This window comes from Rothia nasisuis (genome assembly GCF_928381405.1).
Classification (GTDB): domain Bacteria; phylum Actinomycetota; class Actinomycetes; order Actinomycetales; family Micrococcaceae; genus Rothia; species Rothia nasisuis.
Map to the genome: position 1 here is coordinate 266,820 of NZ_CAKMSB010000002.1, position 22,336 is coordinate 289,155.

Genomic DNA, 22,336 nt, shown 5'->3' on the forward strand with positions numbered 1-22,336 from the left:
CAAACGTAGAGGAGGGGAAGGCCTCGTGAGCCTTCCCCTCCTCTACACCAACCTTTGAATACAGGCTAGGCAGCCTTGGTTGCGGCGGTGACGGTTGATGAGGTGGTTGAGACACCACCGCTGACCACGTAGTTAGCTACGTACCCGGTCAGTACACCGTTAATACCTGATGCCTGCACAGGGCCGTCGGGCGAGGTGAATGCACCGGCGATATCGGTGGCCACAGTGGTTGACTTCACCGTAGTCGAAGCGTCTTGTGACGCGGCAGTGGTCTCTACAGGGACTGCATTGTAGACTGAACTGAAAATGTAGTAATCAGCGGCTGAGGCTACGTTGCCGTTGGCGAGGGTAACGGTTCCTTCGGCGGCAGGCTGTATCGTATCCCAGGTGGTCGCCGCGACTCCGTAATTGGTGCTAACAGAATCAATGGTGTAGTCGGCACTACGGGGGATGAGCAGGTAGTAGGTCAGCCCGGTCAGTGTCACGGTTGCCTGGCTACCGTCTGTGGTGTAGAAACCAAAACCGCTGGAACCGTTCGCGAACGACTGCTGACGGACTCTACCGGTGAACTTAGTTGGGTTAGTGGAATCAGAGTTCTGAAAATTAAAGGTTTCAGGTGATCCCTGAACGAAAACGCTAGTAGATGATGACGCAGCGTATGCAGGAATGGTAGCGGTTGCAAGGACGGCAGGAGCAGCCCAAGCGGCGCCCTGAAGGACGGTGCGACGTGAAGTGGTCAAGAGTGTATTCCCCTTTTATTCATTTGTATATAGGTGCGATGCTGTAACAACAGAGATTTTTAGTTTACCCGCGGCACCAAGGCACCCACTTCAGAATGTGGGCCCAAAAGTGCCCACATATAGGCCTACATTTTCGCCAATTCGCCCACTAAGATCAGTGGCACTAGGAAGGTTTTTCTGCAAAAGATCTCGGGCGAACAGTGCAGGGCTTTTCGAATGGGCAGTGACAAACTCCAACCGAGCCACAGACGTCGCCTTACCCCCCCCCTTATGGGCCACTAGGTTCTCATGTTGCGGGTTAGTTTACCCACAACATGAGAACCTAGCGATCCATAGGTGATTTCATTCCAGCAGCTGAGGCTTGAACCGGCTATTCGGGGTATAGGGGATTATAGGACAAAAAGGGCGGCGAACTGACTCACTGAGCCCTTCGCCGCCCTCATACGGGGTGGGTCCTACCGGGATCGAACCGATGACATCCACGGTGTAAACGTGGCGCTCTACCAGCTGAGCTAAAGACCCATAAGGCCATTCGCGCTCTCTCGCGCGACGACATGTAATACTCTACGCAGATTGAAACTGACGCGCAAATCAACACCGCTCATGAAGCCGCCAAACGCCCCTGTTTTCCACCTGTTTAGCATCCACAGAACTCACCTAAAAAGCATCTGACCAGGTATTTTATTGCTGTAAAAAAATTTTCACATTTTTTCGAACCCCTGAGGCATCAGCCATCAGAAGCAGTACAACCCCGCACAGCGCCCTACTCGGTAGAGCAAACTATCCACCCTGTTTCATCACAAGACGAGCTGCAGCCCACTCGCGAGAGAGCGGTTCGGAAGTGGTGACGTGCAACCCAGCCAGTGGGGCCGCCTCCTCAACCTCAACCGGAGGAACGTGACCCTCACGTCCGGACTTTGGGGTTAGCAACCACACCACACCACCCTCATCAAGAGTCGCTAAAACATCCATCAAGCCGTCAACCAGGTCGCCGTCCTCAGCACGCCACCACAGCAGCACCCCATCAACAACGTCCTGGTCATCTTCGTCAAGGAGCTCAGACCCAATGAAGTCTTCGAGCGCATCGCGTAAATCAAAATCTACGTCCTCATCGTAACCAAACTCCTGAACCAGGCTTCCCTGCGGCAAGCCCATCTTTGCAACAGCTAGCTCCTGTGCAGCACCGGTGGCGCTCACGTGCATCCTCCATCATCATGTGTGAAACAAAATAGGCCCTCATAGCCCAGTGACGCGCTGGCCTATGTAGGCAGGCATCGTCACTACCTACTGAACACCCTCACAGCCTTCAAATCAACAGAACACGGTCAAAACAGCCTACTGAATTTCACCTACAGAAAAAGAGGGTTCAAGTGACGGCTAATTCACACTCACAAACCCAAGACAGCGGAGCCCTAAAACCGCCGCAATGTGACAACATAGAAAGGAAGTTGTCTGAAGTAGCTTGTTCGCCGCTCCTGACACACGCCCGGTTACCCCGGCTATGTAAAGAGCCGGGCACTGACACACTCCCCAACAACAAAGAGAGGTTGACTAGTGGGACCCTCAGAAACGAACGATCACGTTTTGAGTGCACTGACCAACAGCTTCACCGACATCGACCCCGAAGAGACCAGCGAATGGCTTGAGTCTTTCGACGAACTCGTTGAAGCCCACGGCACAGAACGTGCGCAGTTCATTGTGCGCTCACTCATGCAGCGTGCAGGCCAGAAGTCAATCACCGTGCCCATGGTGACAACCACTGACTACGTCAACACTATCCCCGTCGATCAGGAGCCCGAATACCCCGGCGACGAGCAAATTGAACGCCGTTACCGTGCCTTCCTGCGCTGGAATGCAGCCATGATGGTTCAGCGCGCCCAGAAAGCAACCATCGGTGTAGGCGGCCATATTTCTTCCTACGCAGGTGTAGCTACCCTCTACGAGGTAGGCTTCAACCATTTCTTCCGCGGCCGCAACCACCCCGGCGGCGGTGACCAAATCTTCTTCCAGGGTCACTCATCCCCCGGTAACTACGCCCGCGCCTTCCTTGAGGGCCGCATCACCGAAGAGCAGCTGGATGGTTTCCGCCAGGAGAAGACCAAGGCCGGCACCCACCTGCCCTCCTACCCCCACCCCCGCAACCTGCCCGACTTCTGGCAGTTCCCCACCGTGTCTATGGGCCTTGGGCCCCTCAACGCAATCCACCAAGCACAGTTCAACAAGTACCTGCACAACCGCGGTATCAAGGACACTTCACAGCAGCATGTCTGGGCCTTTTTGGGCGATGGCGAGATGGACGAGCCCGAGTCACGTGGCGCCCTGCAGTTAGCTGCCAACGACAAGCTCGATAACCTGACCTTTGTGGTCAATTGCAACTTGCAACGCTTGGACGGCCCTGTTCGCGGTAACGGCAAGATTGTTCAGGAACTCGAAGCCTTCTTCCGCGGGGCGGGCTGGAACGTCATTAAGGTTCTCTGGGGCCGTGAGTGGGACTCACTGCTCGAGAAGGACAAGACCGGCGAGCTCGTCCGTATTATGAATGAGACCCGTGACGGCGACTACCAGACCTATAAGGCTGAGTCCGGTGGCTTCATCCGCGAACACTTCTTCGGCCAGACCCCTGAGACCAAAGAACTGGTTGCAGATATGACCGACGACGAAATCTGGGCCATGAAGCGCGGTGCCCACGACTACCACAAGGTGTACTCAGCTTTTAAGGCAGCCGTTGAGCACAAAGGCCAGCCCACCGTGGTTCTGGCACAGTCTGTTAAGGGGTACGGCCTGGGTGCCTCATTCGAGGCTCGCAACGCAACCCACCAGATGAAGAAGCTGTCGATGGAGGACCTGAAGCAGTTCCGCGATCACCTGCGCATCCCTATCTCTGACGAAGAGCTAGAGAAGGATCTCTACAACCCGCCCTATTACCACCCCGGTAAAGACTCCGAGGAATACAAGTACCTCATGGCTCGCCGTGAGGAGCTGGGTGGCTTCGTTCCCGCACGCAAGAACATTCAGCCCAAGATTACCCTGCCTTCTGACAAGGCCTACAAGGGTGCCTTCAAGGGCACCGGTAAGCAGATGGCCGCTACCACCATGACCTTTGTGCGTCTGCTTAAAGACCTGATGAGAGAGAAGGACTTCGGCCACCGTATCGTGCCCATCATCCCCGATGAGGCCCGTACTTTTGGCATGGATTCCTACTTCCCCACCGCTAAGATTTACAACCCCAACGGACAGAACTACCTGGCTGTTGACCGTGAGCTCATGCTGGCCTACAAGGAATCCCCCGAGGGCAAGATTATTCACGTGGGCATCAACGAGGCTGGCGGTACTGCCGCCTTCACTGCCGTAGGTTCCTCCTACGACACCCACGGCGAGCCCATGATTCCGGTTTACATCTTCTACTCCATGTTTGGTTTCCAGCGCACCGGTGACTCCTTCTGGGCAGCCGCTGACCAGCTGACTCGCGGCTTCATCATGGGTGCAACCGCTGGTCGCACCACCCTGACCGGTGAAGGCCTGCAGCACGCTGACGGCCACTCACCGATTCTGGCTGGCACCAATCCCGCAGTGATTCACTACGATCCTGCTTACGGTTACGAAATCGGCCACATCGTCAAGCGCGGTATCGAGCACATGTACGGTGACAAGGACGAAGACCACAACGTCATGTACTACATCACCGTCTACAACGAGCCCATTCAGCACCCCGCTGAACCCGAAAACCTCGACGTTGACGGCCTGCTCCGCGGAATCTACCGCCTGCACGAGGCAAAGAATGACGGCCCTCGCGCCCAGCTTCTGGCCTCAGGTGTTGCGGTCCCCTGGGCTGAAAAGGCTCAACAGATTCTAGCCGAGGACTGGGGCGTCTCAGCAGACGTCTGGTCAGTGACCTCCTGGACCAACCTGCGACGCGACGGCCTGGCTGCAGAACGCGAGCTCATGACCAATCCTTCAGCCGCCCCCCGCACCCCCTTTGTTGCCCGACAGCTAGAGGGTGCTACCGGCCCTATCGTAGCTGTGTCTGACTACCAGACCGACCTGATGGACGGTATCCGCCAGTTCGTTCCCAACGAATTCGCCACCCTGGGTGCTGACGGCTTCGGCTTCTCAGATACCCGCGCCGGCGCCCGCCGCTTCTTCAAGATTGACGCTGAGTCCATCGTCGTCCGTACCCTGCAGATGCTGGCCAAGCGTGGCGAGGTCCCGGCAGAGGCTCCTGCCAAGGCTTTTGAGATGTACGACCTCAACAACATCAAGGCCGGCACATCAGGCACCGCAGGTGGCGACGCCTAACAGGTAATACTTCGCTGGCACGGGGTGGCACTCGGTTTACCGGGTGCCACCCTTTGTTGTATCTATTGCAGCAGGTGTAGGATGGTTATTTGAAATATTTGCCAGGAAGTTTCAACATCTGGCGTTCTTTAGTAATGTGAGGCGGTTAAACGCGTGATTGCACTGCTGTGCCCCGGGCAGGGTTCTCAGAAGCCAGGTTTCCTTTCAGAATGGCTTGGCGAAGAGGGCGTGAAGGAACACCTGGAGCGCCTCTCAGATGCTGCCCAGCTCGATTTGGTTCACTATGGCACCCAAGCTGATGAGCAAACGATTAAAGATACCGCTATCGCCCAGCCGCTCATTGTTGCGGCTGGGCTTGTAACAGGACGCCTCACCCAGCAGGTTCTCGAGGGCCGCTCCTCAGTGTTTGCGGGGCACTCTGTAGGTGAGATTACTGCCTCAGCTTTGGCGGGCGTCCTCACTGAGGAAGAAGCTATGCGCTTTATTAAGGTACGGGCCACCGGTATGGCGCAGGCAGCGGCCACTCACCCCACAGGCATGTCTGCCGTGCTGGGCGGGGTTGAGGCTGATGTGCGTGAGGCGATTGAGGCAGCTGGTCTCACCGCAGCCAACTCCAACGGTGCTGGTCAAATCGTCGCAGCCGGGTCGCTCGACAATCTAGCCGCTTTTGCCGAGGCTCCTCCCGCAAGGACCCGCGTGATTCCGCTCAAGGTAGCGGGAGCCTTCCACACCGAATACATGGCAGAAGCTCAAGGGCCCCTAGCCGAGTTTGCCACGACACTCTCTGCCGGTGAACCCACCGCTCCCCTGCTGTCGAATTTTGACGGCAGGCAGGTAGCTGACGGCCAGGCCGCCCTGAACTCGCTTGTTGCCCAGGTTACCCGCCCTGTCCGCTGGGATCTGTGCATGTTCACCTTGGCTGACATGGGCGTACAGCATCTGGTTGAGGTGTCACCCGCTGGCACTCTCACAGGCCTCGCTAAGCGCGGCCTACGAGGCACCCCTGCTTCTGCTATCAACTCCCCCGCCGACATCGTAGCGCTAGCCGATACACTGACTGCCTAACTCCTTGAAAGGACCTTCTATGCCCTCTCTGAAGCAGGTTGATATCAACCGCTACTCCCGCATCCTGGGGTATGGCGCTTCGCGCTCCGACCTCGTGGTCACCAATGACGATATCGCTGGGCCTATCGATTCTTCCGACGAGTGGATTGTTCAGCGTACCGGCATTAAGACCCGTCAACGAGCGTCAGAGAAGATTTCTGTTGCCGATTTAGCCATTGGTGCGGCCAAAGACGCGCTGGCTGCCTCACGCGTCAGCGGCGAGGAACTTGACGGCATCATCGTTGCCACAGTCACCCACCCCTACGCCACACCTTCTTTAGCTGCGCTTGTTGCCGAAGCTGTTGGTTCTAAGGCACCGGCTTACGACATTTCTGCTGCCTGCGCGGGGTTCTGCTATGGCATCGCCCAGGCTGATGCCTTGGTACGTTCAGGCACGGCTCAGAAAGTACTGGTCATTGGCGTTGAGAAGCTCTCAGACTTTATCGACAACACCGAGCGCACCATCTCTTTCCTGCTCGGTGACGGCGCTGGTGCCGCAGTTGTGGGTGTTTCAGATGAACCCGGTATCGGCCCCACGGTCTGGGGATCTGACGGAGCCCGATGGGATGCAATAGGCATGACCCACTCCCTGCTCGAAATTCGTCATCGCGACTTTCTGGCAAATCCGGTGCAGGAGGGAGAGAAGCTGTGGCCTACCCTACGTCAGGATGGCCAGACCGTTTTCCGATGGGCTGTATGGGAAATGGCTAAGGTAGCCCAACAAGCACTGGATGCCGCCGGGGTCACTGCCAAAGATTTGGGCGCTCTCGTCGCCCACCAGGCCAACATGCGAATTATCGACCAGATGGTCAAGACCCTCAAACTGCCAGAGACGGTAGCGGTTGCCCGCAATATTGAATGCACCGGCAACACCTCCGCCGCCTCTGTGCCTCTTGCAGTTCACCAGCTTTTGGAGGATAACCCAGAGCTGTCGGGTCAGTTAGCCCTACAGATTGGCTTCGGTGCCGGACTGGTCTACGCTGCACAGGTCGTACGTCTTCCCTGACCCTCTGCACACCGGCCCTCGCCGCGGTCATGCGCTCACTGTAGCTGGCTAGGAGGGCCCCACCATATTTTGAAAATTGTTAGATTTATTTCAAAAATTCGGGGGAGTCTTAGTCTTCTTTTACGCGGGCTAGGGGCTACACTCATGTGAGGAGGCTACTGAAGTGGGCACGGCCCCATCAAGCCCTCGCCGCCCCTATTGTTGCGGTGAGACCGAATCAGGCGGCGTCCGCCGCGCAAATCAGATGAACCAGATGAAGGAGCCATCATGGCAGACCAGAACGAAATCCTTGCAGGCCTTGCGGAAATCGTCAACGAAGAAACCGGCGTAGAGGTTGAAGACGTACAGCTCGATAAGTCCTTCACCGAGGACCTCGACATTGACTCCATTTCAATGATGACCATCGTTGTCAATGCTGAAGAGAAGTTTGGCGTCACCATTCCCGACGAAGAGGTCAAGAACCTCAAGACCGTTGGCGATGCAGTTAACTTCATCGCAAACGCCTAAGCTTGAGCGCTAAGGGTTGGGCACGGGAACTCCGTGCCCAACCCGCTTTTTATCATTCAACCCACATTTCAGTTCAAAGGAAAACCTTCATGACTCGTAAAGTTGTGGTGACCGGCCTCGGCGCTACCACCCCCATTGGCGGGGATGTTCAAACCACCTGGAAGAACGCCATCGCCGGTGTTTCAGGAATTAGCACCATTGATGAGCCCTGGGTTGAAGAATATGATTTGCCGGTCTCAATTGCCGGTCGAGTCGCTCTCGACCCGGTTGATTCAGGCAGAATCACCAAGGTCGAGGCTAAGCGCCTTGATCCATCAGGGCAGCTGGCGCTGGCTGCTGCCCGTGAGGCCTGGGAGGATGCCGGTTTTTCGGGGCCTGATGCAGAAGCAGCAGAGGAATGCGACCCCCTGCGCACCGCTGTTGCTTTCGGCACTGGCATTGGTGGGGTGTGGACCCTGCTGGGTGCCTGGGATACCCTGCGCGACAAAGGCCCACGACGGATGCTTCCGATGACTGTGCCCATGCTTATGCCCAACTCCAACGCCGCCGCCATATCAATGAACCTCAAGGCTCGCGGTGCGGCACAGACTGTTGTTTCTGCCTGCGCTTCGTCAACTGAAGCTCTTGAACTGGGCCTTATGCTCATTCGTTTGGGCAAGGCTGATGTGGTAATTGCTGGCGGTTCTGAAGCTGCCGTCCACCCCATGACCATTGGAGCTTTCGCCAAAATGCAGGCCCTTTCAACCCGTAACGACGACCCTGAGGGTGCCTCGCGCCCCTATGACACTGACCGTGACGGTTTCGTGATGGGTGAAGGCGGTGCCGCTCTGATCCTTGAGTCTGAAGAGCACGCTCGCGCTCGGGGCGCCCGCATCTACGCTGAACTGGCTGGCACCGGTGTTTCAGCAGACGCCTTCCACATCACTGCACCGGATCCAACTGCGCTTGGCGCCACCCGTGCCCTACGTGAGGCGCTGGCCGACGGCGGAATATCCCCAAACCAGGTTGTACACGTCAATGCCCACGCAACCTCAACCCCGGTCGGTGATATTCCCGAGTCATTAGCTCTGAGGGAGGTCTTTGGCGATCATACTGAGCAGGTAGCTGTGTCGGCAACCAAATCTATGACCGGTCATTTACTCGGTGGTGCTGGGGCGCTTGAAGCTGTGCTCACGGTTCTCGCTGTCTACCACCGCCAGGCCCCCTGCACTATTAACCTAGTCACCAAGGACCCAGAAATTCATCTAGATGTGGTCACCGAAGCCCGCGATTTGCCCTCCGGTGAAATTGTTGCCGTATCTAACTCGTTTGGCTTTGGTGGTCACAACGCTGTAGTTGCTTTCCGTAGCGTTGAAGCCTAATCTGAGTCACCCCTGATTGAGGCCTTTGCGGGGTTTCCTCCTGATGGAAACCCCGCAACTTATTTTCTTGTAAAGCTCAATAGCGTCTGCGAAGGCTGCTCATGCCACCCACTCTACATACCGCCCTGATCCGCATCGATGTTTCGTGTAGCTGGGTGAAGAACGGCACCGGGCCGCAAAGGCTCAAGTTGATCATCCCAAGGTTGCCCGAGGGCCAAAGCCAGATGGTCGTATAAAGTATTGAAATCCCCGGCCGCCTGCTCGAGGGCGTAACGGATTCGGTCTTCGGTGACCGTAAAGTTACCGTGCGCATCTACTGGGACGCTACAGATACCCAAATCAGGTACATGCATGATACGCAGACCACTGGTGGTCTGCGTAGGGCGCTCGGTCACCTCATAAAAACTACCGGTGTAGGGTCTCAGGGCGGAAGCAAGCTGTGCAGCTGTACCTGCTGGCCCATTCCAGCTCAGCTCTGTTCGTTGGTGCGCTACTACATGTGGTTGAGGTTCCCACCGCAACTGTACTGTGGTACCCAATATATTTTCTAATGACCAGCGTACATGGCTCGTTAGATGGGCGGGCACCGCATGGAGCAGAATCAATCCACCGGTGGAGGTGACTAAGCTACCGCCGTGTGGGTGGCGCTGGCTACCAGCGTTCTTGGGCACAGGGAGTGCTTCTGGTGTCGAAAACATAATTGCTTCCATCCTATACCCTCGTGACGCTAGGCTCGGGGGTGGGCTCCCAGATAGGCTGAAGCTAGCCTATCTACTGAAACATGTGTGTAGATTTGGGTGGTCGCTAGAGAGCTGTGCCCCAGTAGTTCTTGTACCGCTCTGATGTCTGCTCCCCCGTCAACCAGATGGGTGGCAGCCGTGTGCCTAAAGATGTGGGCTCCGCTGGCGGTGGTGTCATCTAGGGTGCCCAGCAAGGTGGTCAGGTCTGCTCGGATCTGCCGGGGGTTAGCTCTTCCTCCTCGCGGCCCGAGGAACAGAGCGGGTTGGGGTGAGCTAACGGCGGGTTGGGCGTTGTTTTTCGCGGGAAGCCATATCGGGCGCCCGCGAGTGACCCACCGGTTGAGAGCTACCAGAGCGGGAGAACCGAAAGGTACAATACGTTCTTTATTGCCTTTACCAAGGACCCGCACGGTACGGTTGGCGCGGTCAACAGAGTCGAGGTCAAGGCCGGTGAGCTCAGAGATTCTAATGCCTGTGGAATAGAGTAGCTCAACCACTGCGTGCAAACGGAGTAGCCTGGGGTCGAGAGGGTCAGCTTCAAGCGCCGTTACCAAGGTCTGGGTGACGGTTTGCATGTGTTCCTCGGTTAGGACCGGTGGCAGGTGCTGAGTTTTCTTCGGTGTGCTCAGCTTGAGAGCCGGATTGGTCTGCATAAGTTCCTCTTCCTCAGCCCAGGAGAAAAAAGTACGCAGGGTAGAGGTACGCCGTGCCATGGAGCTTCTGGCTGACCGCCGATGGTGATGCGTGGCCAGCCAGCTACGAAGCATGTCGAGAGTGATGTCAGTCAGGTGAGTGACTCCGTGGCGGGCGGCGTAGGCGAAGAAATCTGACATATCAGAGCGGTAGGCACGTACCGTTGCCGGTGACCGGTGTAGTTCATACGTCAGATACCGCTCAAAAGCTTCGCTGGCCCTGGTGAACTCTCGGTCTTCGTTCACCGTGGGAGCACCAATTTTGAGAGTAACAGGTAGCTGACTCGAGTTCTCTGCACTCACCGTGAGTCCCTCCCCTCAATTTTGGCGCCTTTCGAAACTAGTTTATCGCCCCACCGCAGGGTTGTCTGCTGGCATACGTGTTTTGGCCCACCCGCCTCGGTTGGTTGTCGCCAGACCTAGCGACGCTAGCTGGCTTAGGGTCAGCATGACGGTTCTACCGGGCAACCCTACTTGAGCAACTAGGGTGTCGGCACCCACCGGTGTGCGCACAGGTAGCAAATCCCAAACTCGCGCCTGAGCCTCGGTCAGTGAGTCAATCAGTAGCTGATGAGTATCTGGCTGGCTTAGTAGACTCTGTTCGTTCTGGTTTCCCAGAGGGGCACTGTCTTCAATAATGTGCCGGGCATCCGTAGTCAGCTGAGCTAATCCGTCACGTATCAGCCGGTGGCACCCCTCTGAGGTGGGTGAAAAAATAGGGCCGGGTACGGCATAAACCGACCTGCCGAGGGCAAGTGCATGGTTGGCAGTGTTGAGTGCGCCGCTACGCCACCTGGCCTCTACCACCACAGTGCTATCGGATAGAGCCGCTATTAACCTGTTGCGTTGAAGAAAGCGAAAGCGGGTAGGGTTTTGCCCCAGGGGTATTTCACTCAGCACCAGCCCCTGCTCAATGATGCTGTGTAAGAGTTGCTCGTTATGCTTGGGGTATAGCCTGTCGAGTCCGCCAGCCATAAGCGCTACCGTTGATAGGTCACCAACGCCTGTGGCAAGTGCTGCCCGGTGGGCTGTGGCATCAACGCCAAAGGCTCCCCCTGAAATAACAGTGTAACCGGCCGCCGCTAAATCACCGGCGAGGTGGCTGGTAGCAGAGTTGCCATAGGAGGTCACATCCCGTGAACCGACCACGGCCACGGTAAGGGCTCTGTTGAGTTGTGCCAGCCGAGCGCGGTCGCCCCTACCCCAGATGCCTACAGGTCCAGCGGTGTCAAGATCATTGAGGGAGCTGGGCCAGTCATCATCTTCTGGTATACAGAACCAAGCATCACAGGCCCGAGCCAGCTGAGCGTCCTGCTCTGCGGTGATGTGGCCGCGACGGGTCACCCACCGTTGATTGCGCTCAGATACAGTAGTAGAAAGGGCCTGGGCTCCAGCGAGATCTTGAACGCCACGTTCTTCAAGGTGCTCAGCCAGGACTCTGGAGGTTAGTTGCGCCCGCCCGGTGAGGTAGTCAGCAGCCAGCACCGGCCCCACAAGCTGAATCAGCGCTGATGTAGGGGCGTCTTCGGGGTCGGTAATGCGCAGAATCTCGGTACGTGCCCGTCGGATGTCTTCGAGGTCTGCTGTCGAACTGGATTGAATCTGCACACTTGTAGCGTTGACTGAGCCTGTCATGCTCCTACCCTTTCGCTATTGAGGTTTCTAAAATAGAGGGCCAGGTCTATGTGCTCACGTGTGGGGCCGGTAGCACCGTCTAAATCAGCCAGAGTCCATGCGGTGCGCAGGACCCGGTCAAACCCCCGGGCCGTTAAACTCCCCCGGTCAAGTGCCTGCGAAAGCCCAGAGGTGAGCTGAGAAGAAATTTTGAGGGGTCCTCGTAGAATCTGACCATTAGTCTCAGCATTGGTGGTCAGGCCTAAGGGGGCGAGGCGTTCAGCCTGGGTGGCCCTGGCCTGTTCAACTCGTGCTCTGATGTGTGCCGATGACTCACCCTTTCCAGTGGCGGCAAGATCGGTAGCGGTAACCTTGGGCACAGCCACCTGAAGGTCAATCCGGTCAAGTAAGGGGCCCGAAAGCCTGCCGAAGTACGATCTACGTTCGCGACTGGTACAGGTACACTCTAGGCCGCGCCCAACGTTGTTTCCGCAGGGGCAGGGATTAGCCGCCAACACGAGTTGAAAGCGGGCAGGGTACCGGGCTGAGGCTGCCGAACGGTCAATGATAATTTCACCGTTCTCTAAGGGCTGACGGAGCGAATCAAGAACCGTTCGTTTGAACTCCGGGGCCTCGTCGAGAAAGAGCACACCTCGGTGGGCCCTTGATACACAGCCAGGTCGAGGTAGTCCGGCTCCACCACCAAGGATGGCTGGCGAACTGGCGGAATGGTGGGGAGATTCAAAGGGCGGTCTGCTGATGAGTTCCTGAAGTGGAGCACCGGCCATGCAGAGTGAATGAATGGCAGTAACCTCCATGGCATCCTCTGTGCTCAGAGGCGGCAGAATACCGGTAAGCCTCTCAGCCAGCATGGTTTTACCCGAGCCAGGTGGCCCAGTGAAAAGCAGGTGGTGGCCGCCAGCGGCTGCGATTTCAAGGGCTAGACGCCCCTCGGCTTGCCCAGCAACGTCTGCCATATCTGGCTCCAGCCGAAGAGCTGATGCGGTGGTAGTCTGTGGTACCGGACGCTCTTGGGCGGGTCGTTTGAGTTGATCTGGGTTTTTTGCCCCCAGGGCCACAAATACCTCTGCCAAGCAGGTGACTCCCTGCACTTGGGCACCACTCACGAGGGCTGCTTCGCGTGCGTTACCTGCCGGTACGAGAACCTGTGAGTAACCGGCGTCCACGGCCGCTTTAACTGCCGGCAGGATTCCTGGGATTTCACGCACTGATCCGTCAAGCCCAACCTCCCCGAGAAAAACGGTCTGCCCCGATGGCTGTAGTTCGCCATCGGCTTGCAGAGCCGCCACAAGCATAGCTAAATCAAACATTGAGCCTCGTTTAGGCAAGGTCGCAGGCGTCAAATTGATAGTGAGTTTCTGAGCGGGTAGCGGTAGCCCTGAGTTCTTGGCCGCCGACCTGATTCGGTCGCGAGCTTCGTTGAGTGAACTATCGGGTAGACCCAGTAGCACAAAACTGGGTAGAGCCGCTGATATATCGGCTTCAACCTCCACGATATGCCCTGTAACTCCCACCAGAGCTACAGAAAAGGTACGTGCGAAAGCCACGGCTACACCACCGCCTGCCGGTGTTCAAAGTCAAAGCGGGCGGGGTTTCCGCAGATAGCCACAGCATCTACCCTGAGTCCCCTGAAATCACCGGGGTGTAGCTGAGCCCAAGTATAGGCTAGTTGCCGTAATCTACCTGCTTTTTCACCGGTGATGGCTTCGAACGGGTGCCCAAACCCCTCACCCGACCGTGTTTTCACCTCAATCACAACCAGGACGCAGTCCGGATCAACCATCACTAAATCAAGCTCCCCGGTGGGCCGTTCTTTGCCCAGCTCAGCTGGTGCCCTCCAATTCTTTGCCAGGCACGTATACCCGGCTTGCTCCAGCACCACCCGGGCCACGCTCTCACCCCATTGCCCCACCCGTGCAGGGTTATTTCGTAAAATGATTGCGTTACGAGTCATGGGGCCGTCCTTTCTCTTGGGCTTGCCATAAGCTCCTTTATTGGGCCCCATTCTGCTGGTCGGTCTACCTCAGCGTCCAGCCCAGTGCTGCCTGTGGATAAAAGTGCAAGCTCCCACCCCTGGCTTTACAGGCTCGGTGTTTTCAACAGCTCGGGCATTGGTGCAGTCATGACGCTGATATGACGCGCTGGTCTCTTGCCCGGCACCGTCTGTGGATAACCTGCTCTCCATAAAAAGCCCCCGCCAGGGCTAACCTAACGGGGGGCGATGAAAGAGGTGTGGAGAAAAAATTAGCTTGCGCTCGGGTCGAAGCCAGTCACTGTGGGGACGACGAAATCTTCAGTAGCTGCACGCTCTTCCACGTTGACATCACGCACTGAATATACTTTCACATTCTTGACGAACCGGGAGGAACGGAAGACATCCCACACCCACACGTCCTGCATCTCCACTTCAAAAAATACCGCGCCATCAGTAGCCCTGGGGGTGATCTTGACCTGGTTAGCCAGGTAGAAGCGACGCTCAGTTTCTACAATGTAGGTGAAGAGTTCTGCCACATTTTTGTACTCTTCATACAGGGCAAGCTGGGCTCCTGACTCGTAGCTTTCAAGATCCTCATTACTCACAGTTCCTCCTTCTCACGCTTCATCATTGCTTTTCTCACCTGTTCGGGGCTAGCTGGGAGAGCCCAGGTGAGCCGGTGTTCTGGGGTAGGCCCCACTTGCTCTATATAAGTGCGATGTGATGCTGACCCATAGCCCTTGTTTTTGGCCCAACCGTAACCGGGGTAGCGGGCGTCCAAATCTCCCATGAGAGAGTCTCGCTCCACCTTGGCCAGCACCGAGGCTGCCGCTATTGACGCACACCGCAGGTCTCCTTTGACCTCCATCTGCACCGGCCCGAACCAGCCTGCATGGGCCTGTCCAGTTACATCTCCCTCTGCCCACGCCTGCCCCACTAAGTGAGAATACAGAGCTGTGGTTGAGTCAAGTTCAGCAGTAAACAGGTCAGTCTGAGGCGGGGTCAGCCAGTTGTGTTTGCCATCGAGTAGAACCGCATCCGGGTAAGCGCCAGCGGCCGCTACCCGAGCCAGGGCCCGCTGACCCGCGAGGCGAAGGGCCACAATAATTCCGAGGGCATCAATCTCAGCTGGGCTAGCGTGCCCCACCGCTGTGACTGCCCACTGCCGCACCAGCGGAACCATTGCTACCCGCTTCTTCTCTGTCAGCTTCTTAGAATCAACCAGGCCATCTATGCTCAGCTGAGCATTCCTACCGATGACGGCTACGCCCACCGTCACCGGCCCGGCAAGTGGACCGCGGCCCACCTCATCCATACCAGCGAGCAGTGTTATACCCCGAGCAAAGAGCTCGCGTTCCACCGTCAGATCAGCAACAGTACCGCCTTCCGCCATAGGCACCCTATTCAGAAGCAGGCACGTCAGCGAAGACCTCATCTGCCCCGTTCACAAAAGTGAAGTTAGACAGGGGCCAGGCCACTACAAAGACCTCGCCTACCACATCCGCGTCATTGATGAACTCTGTTCCTGCCGGTATGTGGTAGCGTGAATCAGCGGAATTTGAGCGATTATCGCCCATCACAAAATATGAGTTTTGTGGAACGATTACATCAAACGGTATGTCAGTGGGGCTCACACCGGGCTTGAGGTAAGTCTCGTCAATCTCTACCCCGTTTACGGTGATGCGGCCGTCAGCCGTACCCACAACATGGTCGCCACCCACACCAATGACACGCTTGACCAAATAGTTCGAAGAGCTCTCAGGCATGACACCCACAAACGCCAGAACCGAACGTACCGGATTGGGGTTCGATACAGCGGGCATCCAGCCCTGAGTATCTTTAAACACCACGATATCGCCGCGTTCAGCCTCGGTAAAGAGTCCTCCAGCTACGTTGACGAACACGCGGTCATTAACTTGAAGAGTATCTTCCATCGAGCTTGATGGAATATAAAATCCTCGCACAATAAAAGTCTTCAGCAGAAAAGCGATGAGTACCGCATAGAGGATAATAAGCGCGTACTCTTTAATCACGCTCTTTTCGCGCCGGCGTTTACCGCCACGCGGCTGATTTTTGGTGTCGGTGACGGCCTGACTTGCAGCTTCATCGACCTTATCTTGGTTTTGCTCCATAAGCATGCGCCTTTCTGCTGTGAACGTCTGCGAGTAAATTTAATCTGTAGGAGAAAGTGTAGCGCTGTGCGGCACCTGGCCAAATCTCCCTGCTGGCCAGGCCAAAAAGATTGGCTTACCAATGACGGTTTCAGTGCGAATCATGCCGCCACCTGGAGCGCCCAGTAGTGCCCGTGAGTCAGCTGACGCTGAGCGGTGATCACCCATAACCCACATACGCCCAGCGGGTACCTGAACACTGAATTCAACGTCGCTAGGTGCATCTCCCGGGAATAAGTAGGGCTCATCGGCGCGCTCACCGTTCACCAGTACATAGCCCTCAGAATCGCAACAGACCACAGTATCACCTTCAATGCCAATCACACGTTTGATATACACCGTATCTGAGCCCACCAGTCCCAGCCACTGCCCAGCCGTCCCTATGGGGTCACGCACCCAGGGGCTACCTGAGACATAGGGCGCAAATGAGCCAGAACCATCAAACACCACCACATCACCGCGCGCTGGGTGCCGATCGTATTTAGCCACCACAATACGATCACCCGGCTCATAGGTTGGCTCCATGGAACTTGACGGTATATAAAACACATCAAACACAAACGTCCTCATGAGCAAGAGCAAGGCAAATGCCAAGGCGGTGGCAACAGCAATAAGGCGCCAGCCCCGCGCAAAGGGCTGGCGCCTTATCTCAGTGGATTCGGCGGAATCGCCAGTTACCATTGATACAGCTAAAACCTGGTCGCGGTTTAGGATTCGCGCTTCTCGCGGATACGAGCGGCTTTACCGTGACGGTCACGCATGTAGTACAGTTTCGCACGACGAACGTCACCGCGGCTCACAACCTCAATCTTATCGATGACAGGAGAGTGAACGGGGAATGTACGCTCAACACCAACGCCGAAGGAAACCTTACGGACGGTGAAGGTCTCGCGGACGCCGCCACCCTGACGGCCTACCACAAAGCCCTTGAAAACCTGAACACGGCTACGGCTACCTTCAACAATGTTAACGTGAACGTTGAGGGTATCTCCGGGGCCAAATTCGGGTATATCGGTGCGAAGTGACTTGTTGTCAATGAAGTCAAGAGTCTGCATTGAGTTTCTCCGTGAATATCTCTGCCGCAGGTCAAACATATTCGAGTTTCGCGCAGGCAGTGTCTGAGGGCTACCGCTATCTGGCGGCACCAGACCGATGCTGTCTGCGAGTACACTGTTCTCACCGGTACCCGCCGTTGGGGCACCGGTAGCTCGTGTTGTTGGTGGTCGCTCTTCCCCCTGCGGCAGGGGCGTGCCCAACACGAACACAAAGAAAAATTATCCCACAGAAAAGCCACCTTCGCCAGATGAATGGAGGCGGGCGCAGCGGAGGAATTCTGTGAGTTTGGTTGCAGGTTCCGAGTAGGGGCAGCTGACCTCTACCGTCTCCGGTGTCTCACTACCCTGCTTGCGGCAGAGCCAGCCTTTAAGGGCAGGTAAAACGCGCGGTGGTTAGCTCCCGCCCTCTTTCTTGGCAGAATACAGTTCTTGCAGGAGCTTGCGGTCTTTTTTATCCCAGCCCTCTGCCGGGTAGGCCTTGACCATGTCGGGGCGGCGGGCGAAGGTGCGCTTTATTTGCTCGTCGCGGCGCCAGCGGGCAATGGCCCCGTGGTTACCTGAGAGCAGGACGGGCGGCACCTCCTGCTCCCGCCAGGTGGCAGGTTTGGTGTACACCGGGTACTCCAGTAGGCCCCCGGTATGAGATTCTTCTTCCAGTGATTCAGGGTTGCCCATAGCACCGGGAATCAGGCGGGTGACTGCCTCAATCATGACCATGACCGCTACCTCACCACCATAGAGCACGTAGTCGCCGATAGAGACCGGCCTGACCCTGAAATGGCCCTGAGCCCAGTCAAGTACACGCTCGTCAATTCCCTCGTACCGGGCAGGAGCAAAGACAATATGCTCTTCAGCTGCCAGTTCATAGGCCATCTGCTGGGTGAACACGGCCCCGGCGGGAGACGGCACAATGAGCAGGGGCTTCTCGCCCTGTTCCGTGAGGGGCACTGGGGTGGCGGCAAGCGCCTGGTCAAGGGCTAGGCCCCAGGGCTCGGGCTTCATGACCATACCCGCTCCCCCACCGTAAGGGGTGTCATCCACTGTTTTGTGGCGATCGAAAGCGAAATCACGCAGGTCGGTCACGTGCAAATCAACCCTGCCGGAGTTGCATGCTTTACCCATGAGAGAAAGCCGGAGCGGGGCCAGGTATTCGGGGAAGATGGTGATGACATCAAAGCGCATGGGGTTTAGCTGTGCTCACTCTCGGTGTCTACTTCGTCGTCTTCATCGCTGTTGAGTTCGAGCAAGCCGGCAGGCGGGTTGATGATGACGTATCCTTCTTCGGTGTCAATGGCAGGCACAAGTTCTTCGACGAAGGGAATCATGACCTCTTCACCATCTGCGGTGTTTTCAAGGATGAGCAGGTCCTGGGTGGGCATGGTCTGCAGCCCGGTGACGATGGCGACGGGCTCCTCTGGCAGGTAGCCGTCCTTGATGTCGGCGGCCAAGTAGACGGGTAGGTCAAGCAGTTCGTGCTCATAGTAGCCTTCATCGTCACCGTCGGTTTCTGCTTCGCTAGCAGAGTCAAAGGTGAGGCGGGTGTCCCGCAGGTCTTCAGCCTGGTTTCGGTTTTTTACTTCGTCAAAGCCGACGACCAAGATTTTCTTGTTCCAGCGGGAAGATTTGACGGTGAGGGTGCCGGCGGGGGCGATGCGCCCCGCTGCGGACGTCGGGTCAAAGTTGTCAATCTTGAGTACGGAACCGGGGGCAAAGCGTTCTTCAGGAGCATCCGTAAAGAGCTGAACGGTGACTTCGCCCCGAATGCCATGGGGTTTGCCGATGCGGGCAACCAGAACCTGCATGGGTTCTCCTTGAGGTGGTGTGTGGGTTTTGTACTAACTTTACCGGGTTTTGGCTCTTCTACGCCGTTTCATTGTTACGGGGCTGGTGACCGTAAGCAGGAGCGAAAGGACCTAGCCCAGCAGGTGGTCTGCCAAAGGCGCGGACGCCAGGGGGCAGATGCAAGAAGGCCCCTACCGCTTGGTGTGAAACGGTAGGGGCCTCTTTTTATGTATTTAGTTAGCGTCTCTTGTCGGTGTCAATCACATCTACCCGCACGTGGTCGCCGTCGTTGATGGCGTTGACTACGGTGCGGATGGACTGGGCGGTACGGCCGGAGCGGCCAATCACACGGCCCAAATCATCAGGGTTGACACGAACCTCCAGAGTTTCACCGCGACGGCCGTCCTTAGAACGAACTTTCACGTCCTCCGGGTGATCAACAATACCCCGAACGAGGTGTTCGAGAGCGTCAGCCAACATGATTACTCAGCTGCTTCCTCAGAAGCTGCTTCGTCAGCAGCCTCTTCTGCGGGAGCTTCTTCAGCTACCTCTTCAGCCTTGTCCTCGCCCTTGGGGGTGATTGCCTCAGGGAGGATGACCGAACCCTTTTCGGGAACAACGAACTCGGGCTTGGCGTCAACGGGCTTTACGGTTGACTCAGCCTTTTCGCCCTTGGCAGCAGCCAGGTCGCCGGTCAGCTTCAGCAGAGCAGCTACCTGCTCGGTGGGCTGGGCGCCAACGGACAGCCAGTACTGGGCACGCTCCGAGTTAATCTCGATGCGCGAGGGGTTCTCGGTCGGGTGGTAAATGCCGATTTCCTCGATAGCCTTACCGTCACGCTTGGTGCGTGAGTCAGCTACTACAACACGGTAGCGGGGATCGCGGATTTTACCGAAACGCTTGAGACGAATTTTAACAGCCACTGTAGTGGTTTCTCCTGTTTTCTATAACTGTTCGAGGTCAGGCTTCAGCTCGTGGGGCGGGCTTCTTCAAGACCTCTGCGGACACAACCTCACCCGGATGAGAGGGGCCGAGTGAAATCGAGTACCCGTCAAGTATGCCAGCTCAGCCTGCCTTAAGCTAGAGTTTGACGGCTTACCCAGGCGTGTTGTGAGCAAGCTGACCGACTTTATTTTTTCAGGGCCTGCTTCCAGCTCACAGAGGTGCCGCCGCGCATGATGTTGGCCCGGTAAATGCGAGCGCCCACACGGGTCAGCAGAGCTGCTGTAGCCAGTGTAATCACAAGGGCAAGCGCAGGTTCCCATAAGGCCACGTCCTCAGTCAGCAGGCGGCGAGGCATCGCGATGGATGAAAGCACCGGCACAAAGGAGACTACTCTAAGCCAGAAGTCTGATAGATAGATACCGGCGAAGAGGGCCGCGATGAGCACCATCATGAGGGGGATTGAGAGGTTGGTGACGTCCTCAGCCCGAGCGGACATAGCGCCAACAGCAGCCCAGATGGTTGCAACGGCTGCGAAGCCCGCAATGTAGAAGAGAGCGAACCAGCCAGCTGAGGGCAGAATCCAGCCAAACTCGGTGGCTGAGCCTGTTATCTGCATGGCTACAAGGGCGGTGGCCCCGTAGACTACGACTTGCAAGATGGCCAAGATAATGTTGCCAATGATCTTCCCAGTCAACAGTTGCCCCAGCGGTATAGCGGTGGCAATGATTTCAACGATACGATTCTGTTTCTCTTCGACCACTGAATTAGCAATTGCCACGCCAAAGAGAATCGTTGACATGTAAAAAATCATGGCGAAAGCTAGGGAAACTATCATAGCCAACCCAGCGTTATTCTTACCGTTGATGGTCTGGGTTGTGACGGTGGTGCCCGAGTTAAGGGCGCTCAAATCGATACCGGCGGCAGTAGCGTTTTCGGCGGTCACCGTTGCAGAGATGGCAGAACTTAGGTCAGTGATAATAGTGTTATCGGGAGAGGAGTCGAAGACGAGTTCCCAGCCGTCTTCAGCCGGCGCCAGGTAGACGTCTGCCTCGCCGTCAACGACCAAGGCGCGAGCCGCGTCCGCATTCTCCACCTGGGTGGCGGTGTAGCTAGCTTCGTCGCCGATAGCAGAGTCAGTTGCTGCAATCAGGGCAGAGGCCCTGTCGTCACTGGTGGCTACGGTGTAGCTTGATGAGCCCGAGTTGAGAAAGTAGGGAATCAAAATAGAGGCCAGAAGAATGACCAGGGTAAGGAGGGTACTTCCAATAAAAGATTTGTCGCGCAGCTTGACCATGACCTCTCGGGTTGCCACAATCTGCCAGGCGTTTTTCGGTGCTGCATGGGTCGTCATTGTCCTGTAACCTTTCGGTAAATTTCGCCGAGGGTAGGTAGCTGGCGAGAAAATTCGTGCATGTCGCGGCTGAGACCTTCGCGCAGAATCTGTGCGCGTAACTCGTGCATCTGCGTGCCGGGAGCAAATTCTAAAGTGGCTTCAGTGCCGTTGACATCAAGGACGGTAATGCCCGGTATGTCTCGTAGCCAGGCGGCATCGACCCCGCCCCGGTAGAGGTAGCGGGGGGTGCCCGATTCCCGGAGTTCGGTGGCTGCCCCCTGGGCCCTCACGGTGCCCCTGTGCAGGATAACCACACGGTCACAGAGACGGTCTACGAGGTCGAGCTGGTGGGATGAGAAGAGAATGGGGACGCCGGTGCGCATGAGTTCTCGCATCATGGAGACCAAGGTGTCCACGGCCTTGGGGTCAAGCCCTGAGAAGGGCTCATCGAGAATCAGGGCTGTGGGCTGGTGCAGAATGGAGGCAACAATCTGCACTCGCTGTTGGTTGCCTAACGAGAGGGATTCGAGCTTGTCGTTCAGGCGCTCCCCCAGCCCCAGTTCTGTCAGATGCTCGGTGGCGACCGTGCGGGCGGCTACGGCGCTCATGCCGCGTAGCTGCCCCAGGTAGATGAGTTGCGACAGGATGGGCTGTTTGGGGTAGAGCCCACGTTCTTCGGGCATGTAGCCAAATCCGGCTCGGTCAGCGGCGGTGATAGGGCGGTCGCGGTACAGCACCTGCCCGGCGGTGGGTTCGAGCAGGCCCATCATCATGCGCATGCTCGTGGTTTTGCCCGCGCCGTTGGCCCCGAGAAAACCGGTCATTAATCCCGGCTCAACGGTGAAGCTCGCGTCCTCCACCACGGTTTTAGCGTCGGTGCCGGTACCGAAGACCTTGGTCAGGCCCCGCACCTCAATTCTGTTGTGATCAGTCATGATTACCTCCTAGGGTGTGGTATTACACTCAGTTTAGGAGGGGGGCTACTAGAGCGGCT

General features: G+C 56.9%; 23 protein-coding genes and 1 tRNA gene. 5 read left to right on the plus strand and 19 right to left on the minus strand.

Features of this window, described 5'->3' with window-relative positions; genetic code table 11:
• Positions 1 to 65 precede the first annotated feature (65 nt).
• The 3 genes from L6966_RS02785 to L6966_RS02795 all read right to left on the minus strand — a co-directional run bounded on the left by L6966_RS02785 (position 66) and on the right by L6966_RS02795 (position 1,937).
• On the minus strand, positions 66 to 740 hold the full coding sequence (locus L6966_RS02785; protein WP_237224050.1) for a hypothetical protein: 675 nt from the start codon (positions 738 to 740) through the stop codon (positions 66 to 68).
• 449 nt (positions 741 to 1,189) lie between these two features.
• Positions 1,190 to 1,262: transfer RNA gene (locus tag L6966_RS02790), tRNA-Val, on the minus strand.
• A 258-nt stretch (positions 1,263 to 1,520) separates the two neighbouring features.
• On the minus strand, positions 1,521 to 1,937 hold the full coding sequence (locus tag L6966_RS02795; RefSeq protein WP_083091383.1) for a DUF3052 domain-containing protein: 417 nt from the start codon (positions 1,935 to 1,937) through the stop codon (positions 1,521 to 1,523).
• Positions 1,938 to 2,294: 357 nt separating this feature from the next.
• On the opposite strand from L6966_RS02795, the gene aceE reads away from it, so the two are divergent.
• The 5 genes from aceE to fabF all read left to right on the plus strand — a co-directional run bounded on the left by aceE (position 2,295) and on the right by fabF (position 9,014).
• The gene (aceE, locus tag L6966_RS02800) at positions 2,295 to 5,036 is read left to right on the plus strand and encodes a pyruvate dehydrogenase (acetyl-transferring), homodimeric type (protein ID WP_219336339.1); all 2,742 of its coding nucleotides are present in this window, start codon (positions 2,295 to 2,297) and stop codon (positions 5,034 to 5,036) included.
• Positions 5,037 to 5,189: 153 nt separating this feature from the next.
• Positions 5,190 to 6,101, plus strand: coding sequence for an ACP S-malonyltransferase (locus L6966_RS02805; protein WP_237224410.1), 912 nt, complete (start codon positions 5,190 to 5,192; stop codon positions 6,099 to 6,101).
• Between the two features lie 19 nt (positions 6,102 to 6,120).
• Entirely contained in the window at positions 6,121 to 7,146 is a 1,026-nt protein-coding gene (locus L6966_RS02810) for a beta-ketoacyl-ACP synthase III (protein WP_083091227.1), read from the plus strand.
• 267 nt (positions 7,147 to 7,413) lie between these two features.
• Complete coding sequence (locus L6966_RS02815; protein WP_083091228.1) at positions 7,414 to 7,653, plus strand: acyl carrier protein; 240 nt, start codon at positions 7,414 to 7,416, stop codon at positions 7,651 to 7,653.
• An 89-nt stretch (positions 7,654 to 7,742) separates the two neighbouring features.
• Positions 7,743 to 9,014 carry a beta-ketoacyl-ACP synthase II gene (gene fabF, locus L6966_RS02820; RefSeq protein ID WP_237224409.1) on the plus strand — a complete coding sequence of 424 codons (1,272 nt, stop codon included), beginning with the start codon at positions 7,743 to 7,745 and terminating at the stop codon, positions 9,012 to 9,014.
• Positions 9,015 to 9,127: 113 nt separating this feature from the next.
• Here fabF and L6966_RS02825 read toward each other — a convergent pair whose 3' ends face one another.
• From L6966_RS02825 to L6966_RS02900, 16 genes are all read right to left on the minus strand, one after another.
• On the minus strand, positions 9,128 to 9,712 hold the full coding sequence (locus L6966_RS02825) for a DUF3145 family protein (RefSeq protein ID WP_237224408.1): 585 nt from the start codon (positions 9,710 to 9,712) through the stop codon (positions 9,128 to 9,130).
• 29 nt (positions 9,713 to 9,741) lie between these two features.
• Entirely contained in the window at positions 9,742 to 10,749 is a 1,008-nt protein-coding gene (locus L6966_RS02830) for a tyrosine recombinase XerC (RefSeq protein ID WP_237224407.1), read from the minus strand.
• Between the two features lie 42 nt (positions 10,750 to 10,791).
• Complete coding sequence (gene dprA / locus L6966_RS02835) at positions 10,792 to 12,081, minus strand: DNA-processing protein DprA (RefSeq protein ID WP_237224406.1); 1,290 nt, start codon at positions 12,079 to 12,081, stop codon at positions 10,792 to 10,794.
• Complete coding sequence (locus tag L6966_RS02840; protein WP_083091233.1) at positions 12,078 to 13,628, minus strand: YifB family Mg chelatase-like AAA ATPase; 1,551 nt, start codon at positions 13,626 to 13,628, stop codon at positions 12,078 to 12,080. The genes dprA and L6966_RS02840 overlap by 4 nt, the downstream gene beginning before the upstream one ends.
• A gap of 2 nt (positions 13,629 to 13,630) precedes the next feature.
• Positions 13,631 to 14,035, minus strand: coding sequence for a YraN family protein (locus L6966_RS02845; RefSeq protein WP_180377817.1), 405 nt, complete (start codon positions 14,033 to 14,035; stop codon positions 13,631 to 13,633).
• A 290-nt stretch (positions 14,036 to 14,325) separates the two neighbouring features.
• Entirely contained in the window at positions 14,326 to 14,661 is a 336-nt protein-coding gene (locus L6966_RS02850; RefSeq protein WP_083091234.1) for a DUF2469 family protein, read from the minus strand.
• Complete coding sequence (locus L6966_RS02855) at positions 14,658 to 15,449, minus strand: ribonuclease HII (protein WP_237224405.1); 792 nt, start codon at positions 15,447 to 15,449, stop codon at positions 14,658 to 14,660. Before L6966_RS02855 ends, L6966_RS02850 begins: the two co-directional genes overlap by 4 nt.
• A 7-nt stretch (positions 15,450 to 15,456) precedes the next feature.
• Entirely contained in the window at positions 15,457 to 16,188 is a 732-nt protein-coding gene (gene lepB, locus L6966_RS02860) for a signal peptidase I (RefSeq protein WP_237224404.1), read from the minus strand.
• Between the two features lie 39 nt (positions 16,189 to 16,227).
• Positions 16,228 to 16,908, minus strand: coding sequence for a signal peptidase I (gene lepB, locus L6966_RS02865; protein ID WP_237224403.1), 681 nt, complete (start codon positions 16,906 to 16,908; stop codon positions 16,228 to 16,230).
• A gap of 26 nt (positions 16,909 to 16,934) precedes the next feature.
• Complete coding sequence (rplS, locus tag L6966_RS02870) at positions 16,935 to 17,282, minus strand: 50S ribosomal protein L19 (protein ID WP_083091236.1); 348 nt, start codon at positions 17,280 to 17,282, stop codon at positions 16,935 to 16,937.
• A 393-nt stretch (positions 17,283 to 17,675) separates the two neighbouring features.
• Positions 17,676 to 18,464 carry a tRNA (guanosine(37)-N1)-methyltransferase TrmD gene (gene trmD, locus L6966_RS02875; protein WP_083091237.1) on the minus strand — a complete coding sequence of 263 codons (789 nt, stop codon included), beginning with the start codon at positions 18,462 to 18,464 and terminating at the stop codon, positions 17,676 to 17,678.
• A 5-nt stretch (positions 18,465 to 18,469) separates the two neighbouring features.
• Positions 18,470 to 19,084: a ribosome maturation factor RimM gene (gene rimM, locus L6966_RS02880; protein ID WP_083091238.1), complete on the minus strand. Its 615-nt coding sequence runs from the start codon at positions 19,082 to 19,084 to the stop codon at positions 18,470 to 18,472.
• A gap of 217 nt (positions 19,085 to 19,301) precedes the next feature.
• Positions 19,302 to 19,544 carry an RNA-binding protein gene (locus tag L6966_RS02885; RefSeq protein WP_083091239.1) on the minus strand — a complete coding sequence of 81 codons (243 nt, stop codon included), beginning with the start codon at positions 19,542 to 19,544 and terminating at the stop codon, positions 19,302 to 19,304.
• Positions 19,545 to 19,546: 2 nt separating this feature from the next.
• Positions 19,547 to 19,987, minus strand: a complete 441-nt coding sequence (gene rpsP / locus L6966_RS02890) for a 30S ribosomal protein S16 (protein ID WP_083091240.1) — start codon at positions 19,985 to 19,987, stop codon at positions 19,547 to 19,549.
• A gap of 206 nt (positions 19,988 to 20,193) precedes the next feature.
• On the minus strand, positions 20,194 to 21,360 hold the full coding sequence (locus L6966_RS02895) for an ABC transporter permease (protein WP_083091241.1): 1,167 nt from the start codon (positions 21,358 to 21,360) through the stop codon (positions 20,194 to 20,196).
• Complete coding sequence (locus L6966_RS02900; protein ID WP_237224402.1) at positions 21,357 to 22,277, minus strand: ABC transporter ATP-binding protein; 921 nt, start codon at positions 22,275 to 22,277, stop codon at positions 21,357 to 21,359. Before L6966_RS02900 ends, L6966_RS02895 begins: the two co-directional genes overlap by 4 nt.
• Between the last annotated feature and the right edge of the window lie 59 nt (positions 22,278 to 22,336).

What these genes read in the sequence shown, in the direction of transcription:
- L6966_RS02810 (WP_083091227.1), top strand. Translation starts at nt 6,121, where the DNA reads ATGCCCTCTCTGAAGCAGGTTGATATCAACCGCTACTCCCGCATCCTG.
- L6966_RS02815 (WP_083091228.1), top strand. Translation starts at nt 7,414, where the DNA reads ATGGCAGACCAGAACGAAATCCTTGCAGGCCTTGCGGAAATCGTCAAC.
- fabF (WP_237224409.1), top strand. Translation starts at nt 7,743, where the DNA reads ATGACTCGTAAAGTTGTGGTGACCGGCCTCGGCGCTACCACCCCCATT.
- L6966_RS02825 (WP_237224408.1), bottom strand. Translation starts at nt 9,712, where the DNA reads ATGTTTTCGACACCAGAAGCACTCCCTGTGCCCAAGAACGCTGGTAGC.
- dprA (WP_237224406.1), bottom strand. Translation starts at nt 12,081, where the DNA reads ATGACAGGCTCAGTCAACGCTACAAGTGTGCAGATTCAATCCAGTTCG.
- L6966_RS02845 (WP_180377817.1), bottom strand. Translation starts at nt 14,035, where the DNA reads ATGACTCGTAACGCAATCATTTTACGAAATAACCCTGCACGGGTGGGG.
- L6966_RS02855 (WP_237224405.1), bottom strand. Translation starts at nt 15,449, where the DNA reads ATGGCGGAAGGCGGTACTGTTGCTGATCTGACGGTGGAACGCGAGCTC.
- lepB (WP_237224404.1), bottom strand. Translation starts at nt 16,188, where the DNA reads ATGGAGCAAAACCAAGATAAGGTCGATGAAGCTGCAAGTCAGGCCGTC.
- lepB (WP_237224403.1), bottom strand. Translation starts at nt 16,908, where the DNA reads ATGGTAACTGGCGATTCCGCCGAATCCACTGAGATAAGGCGCCAGCCC.
- rplS (WP_083091236.1), bottom strand. Translation starts at nt 17,282, where the DNA reads ATGCAGACTCTTGACTTCATTGACAACAAGTCACTTCGCACCGATATA.
- trmD (WP_083091237.1), bottom strand. Translation starts at nt 18,464, where the DNA reads ATGCGCTTTGATGTCATCACCATCTTCCCCGAATACCTGGCCCCGCTC.
- rimM (WP_083091238.1), bottom strand. Translation starts at nt 19,084, where the DNA reads ATGCAGGTTCTGGTTGCCCGCATCGGCAAACCCCATGGCATTCGGGGC.
- L6966_RS02885 (WP_083091239.1), bottom strand. Translation starts at nt 19,544, where the DNA reads ATGTTGGCTGACGCTCTCGAACACCTCGTTCGGGGTATTGTTGATCAC.
- L6966_RS02895 (WP_083091241.1), bottom strand. Translation starts at nt 21,360, where the DNA reads ATGACGACCCATGCAGCACCGAAAAACGCCTGGCAGATTGTGGCAACC.
- L6966_RS02900 (WP_237224402.1), bottom strand. Translation starts at nt 22,277, where the DNA reads ATGACTGATCACAACAGAATTGAGGTGCGGGGCCTGACCAAGGTCTTC.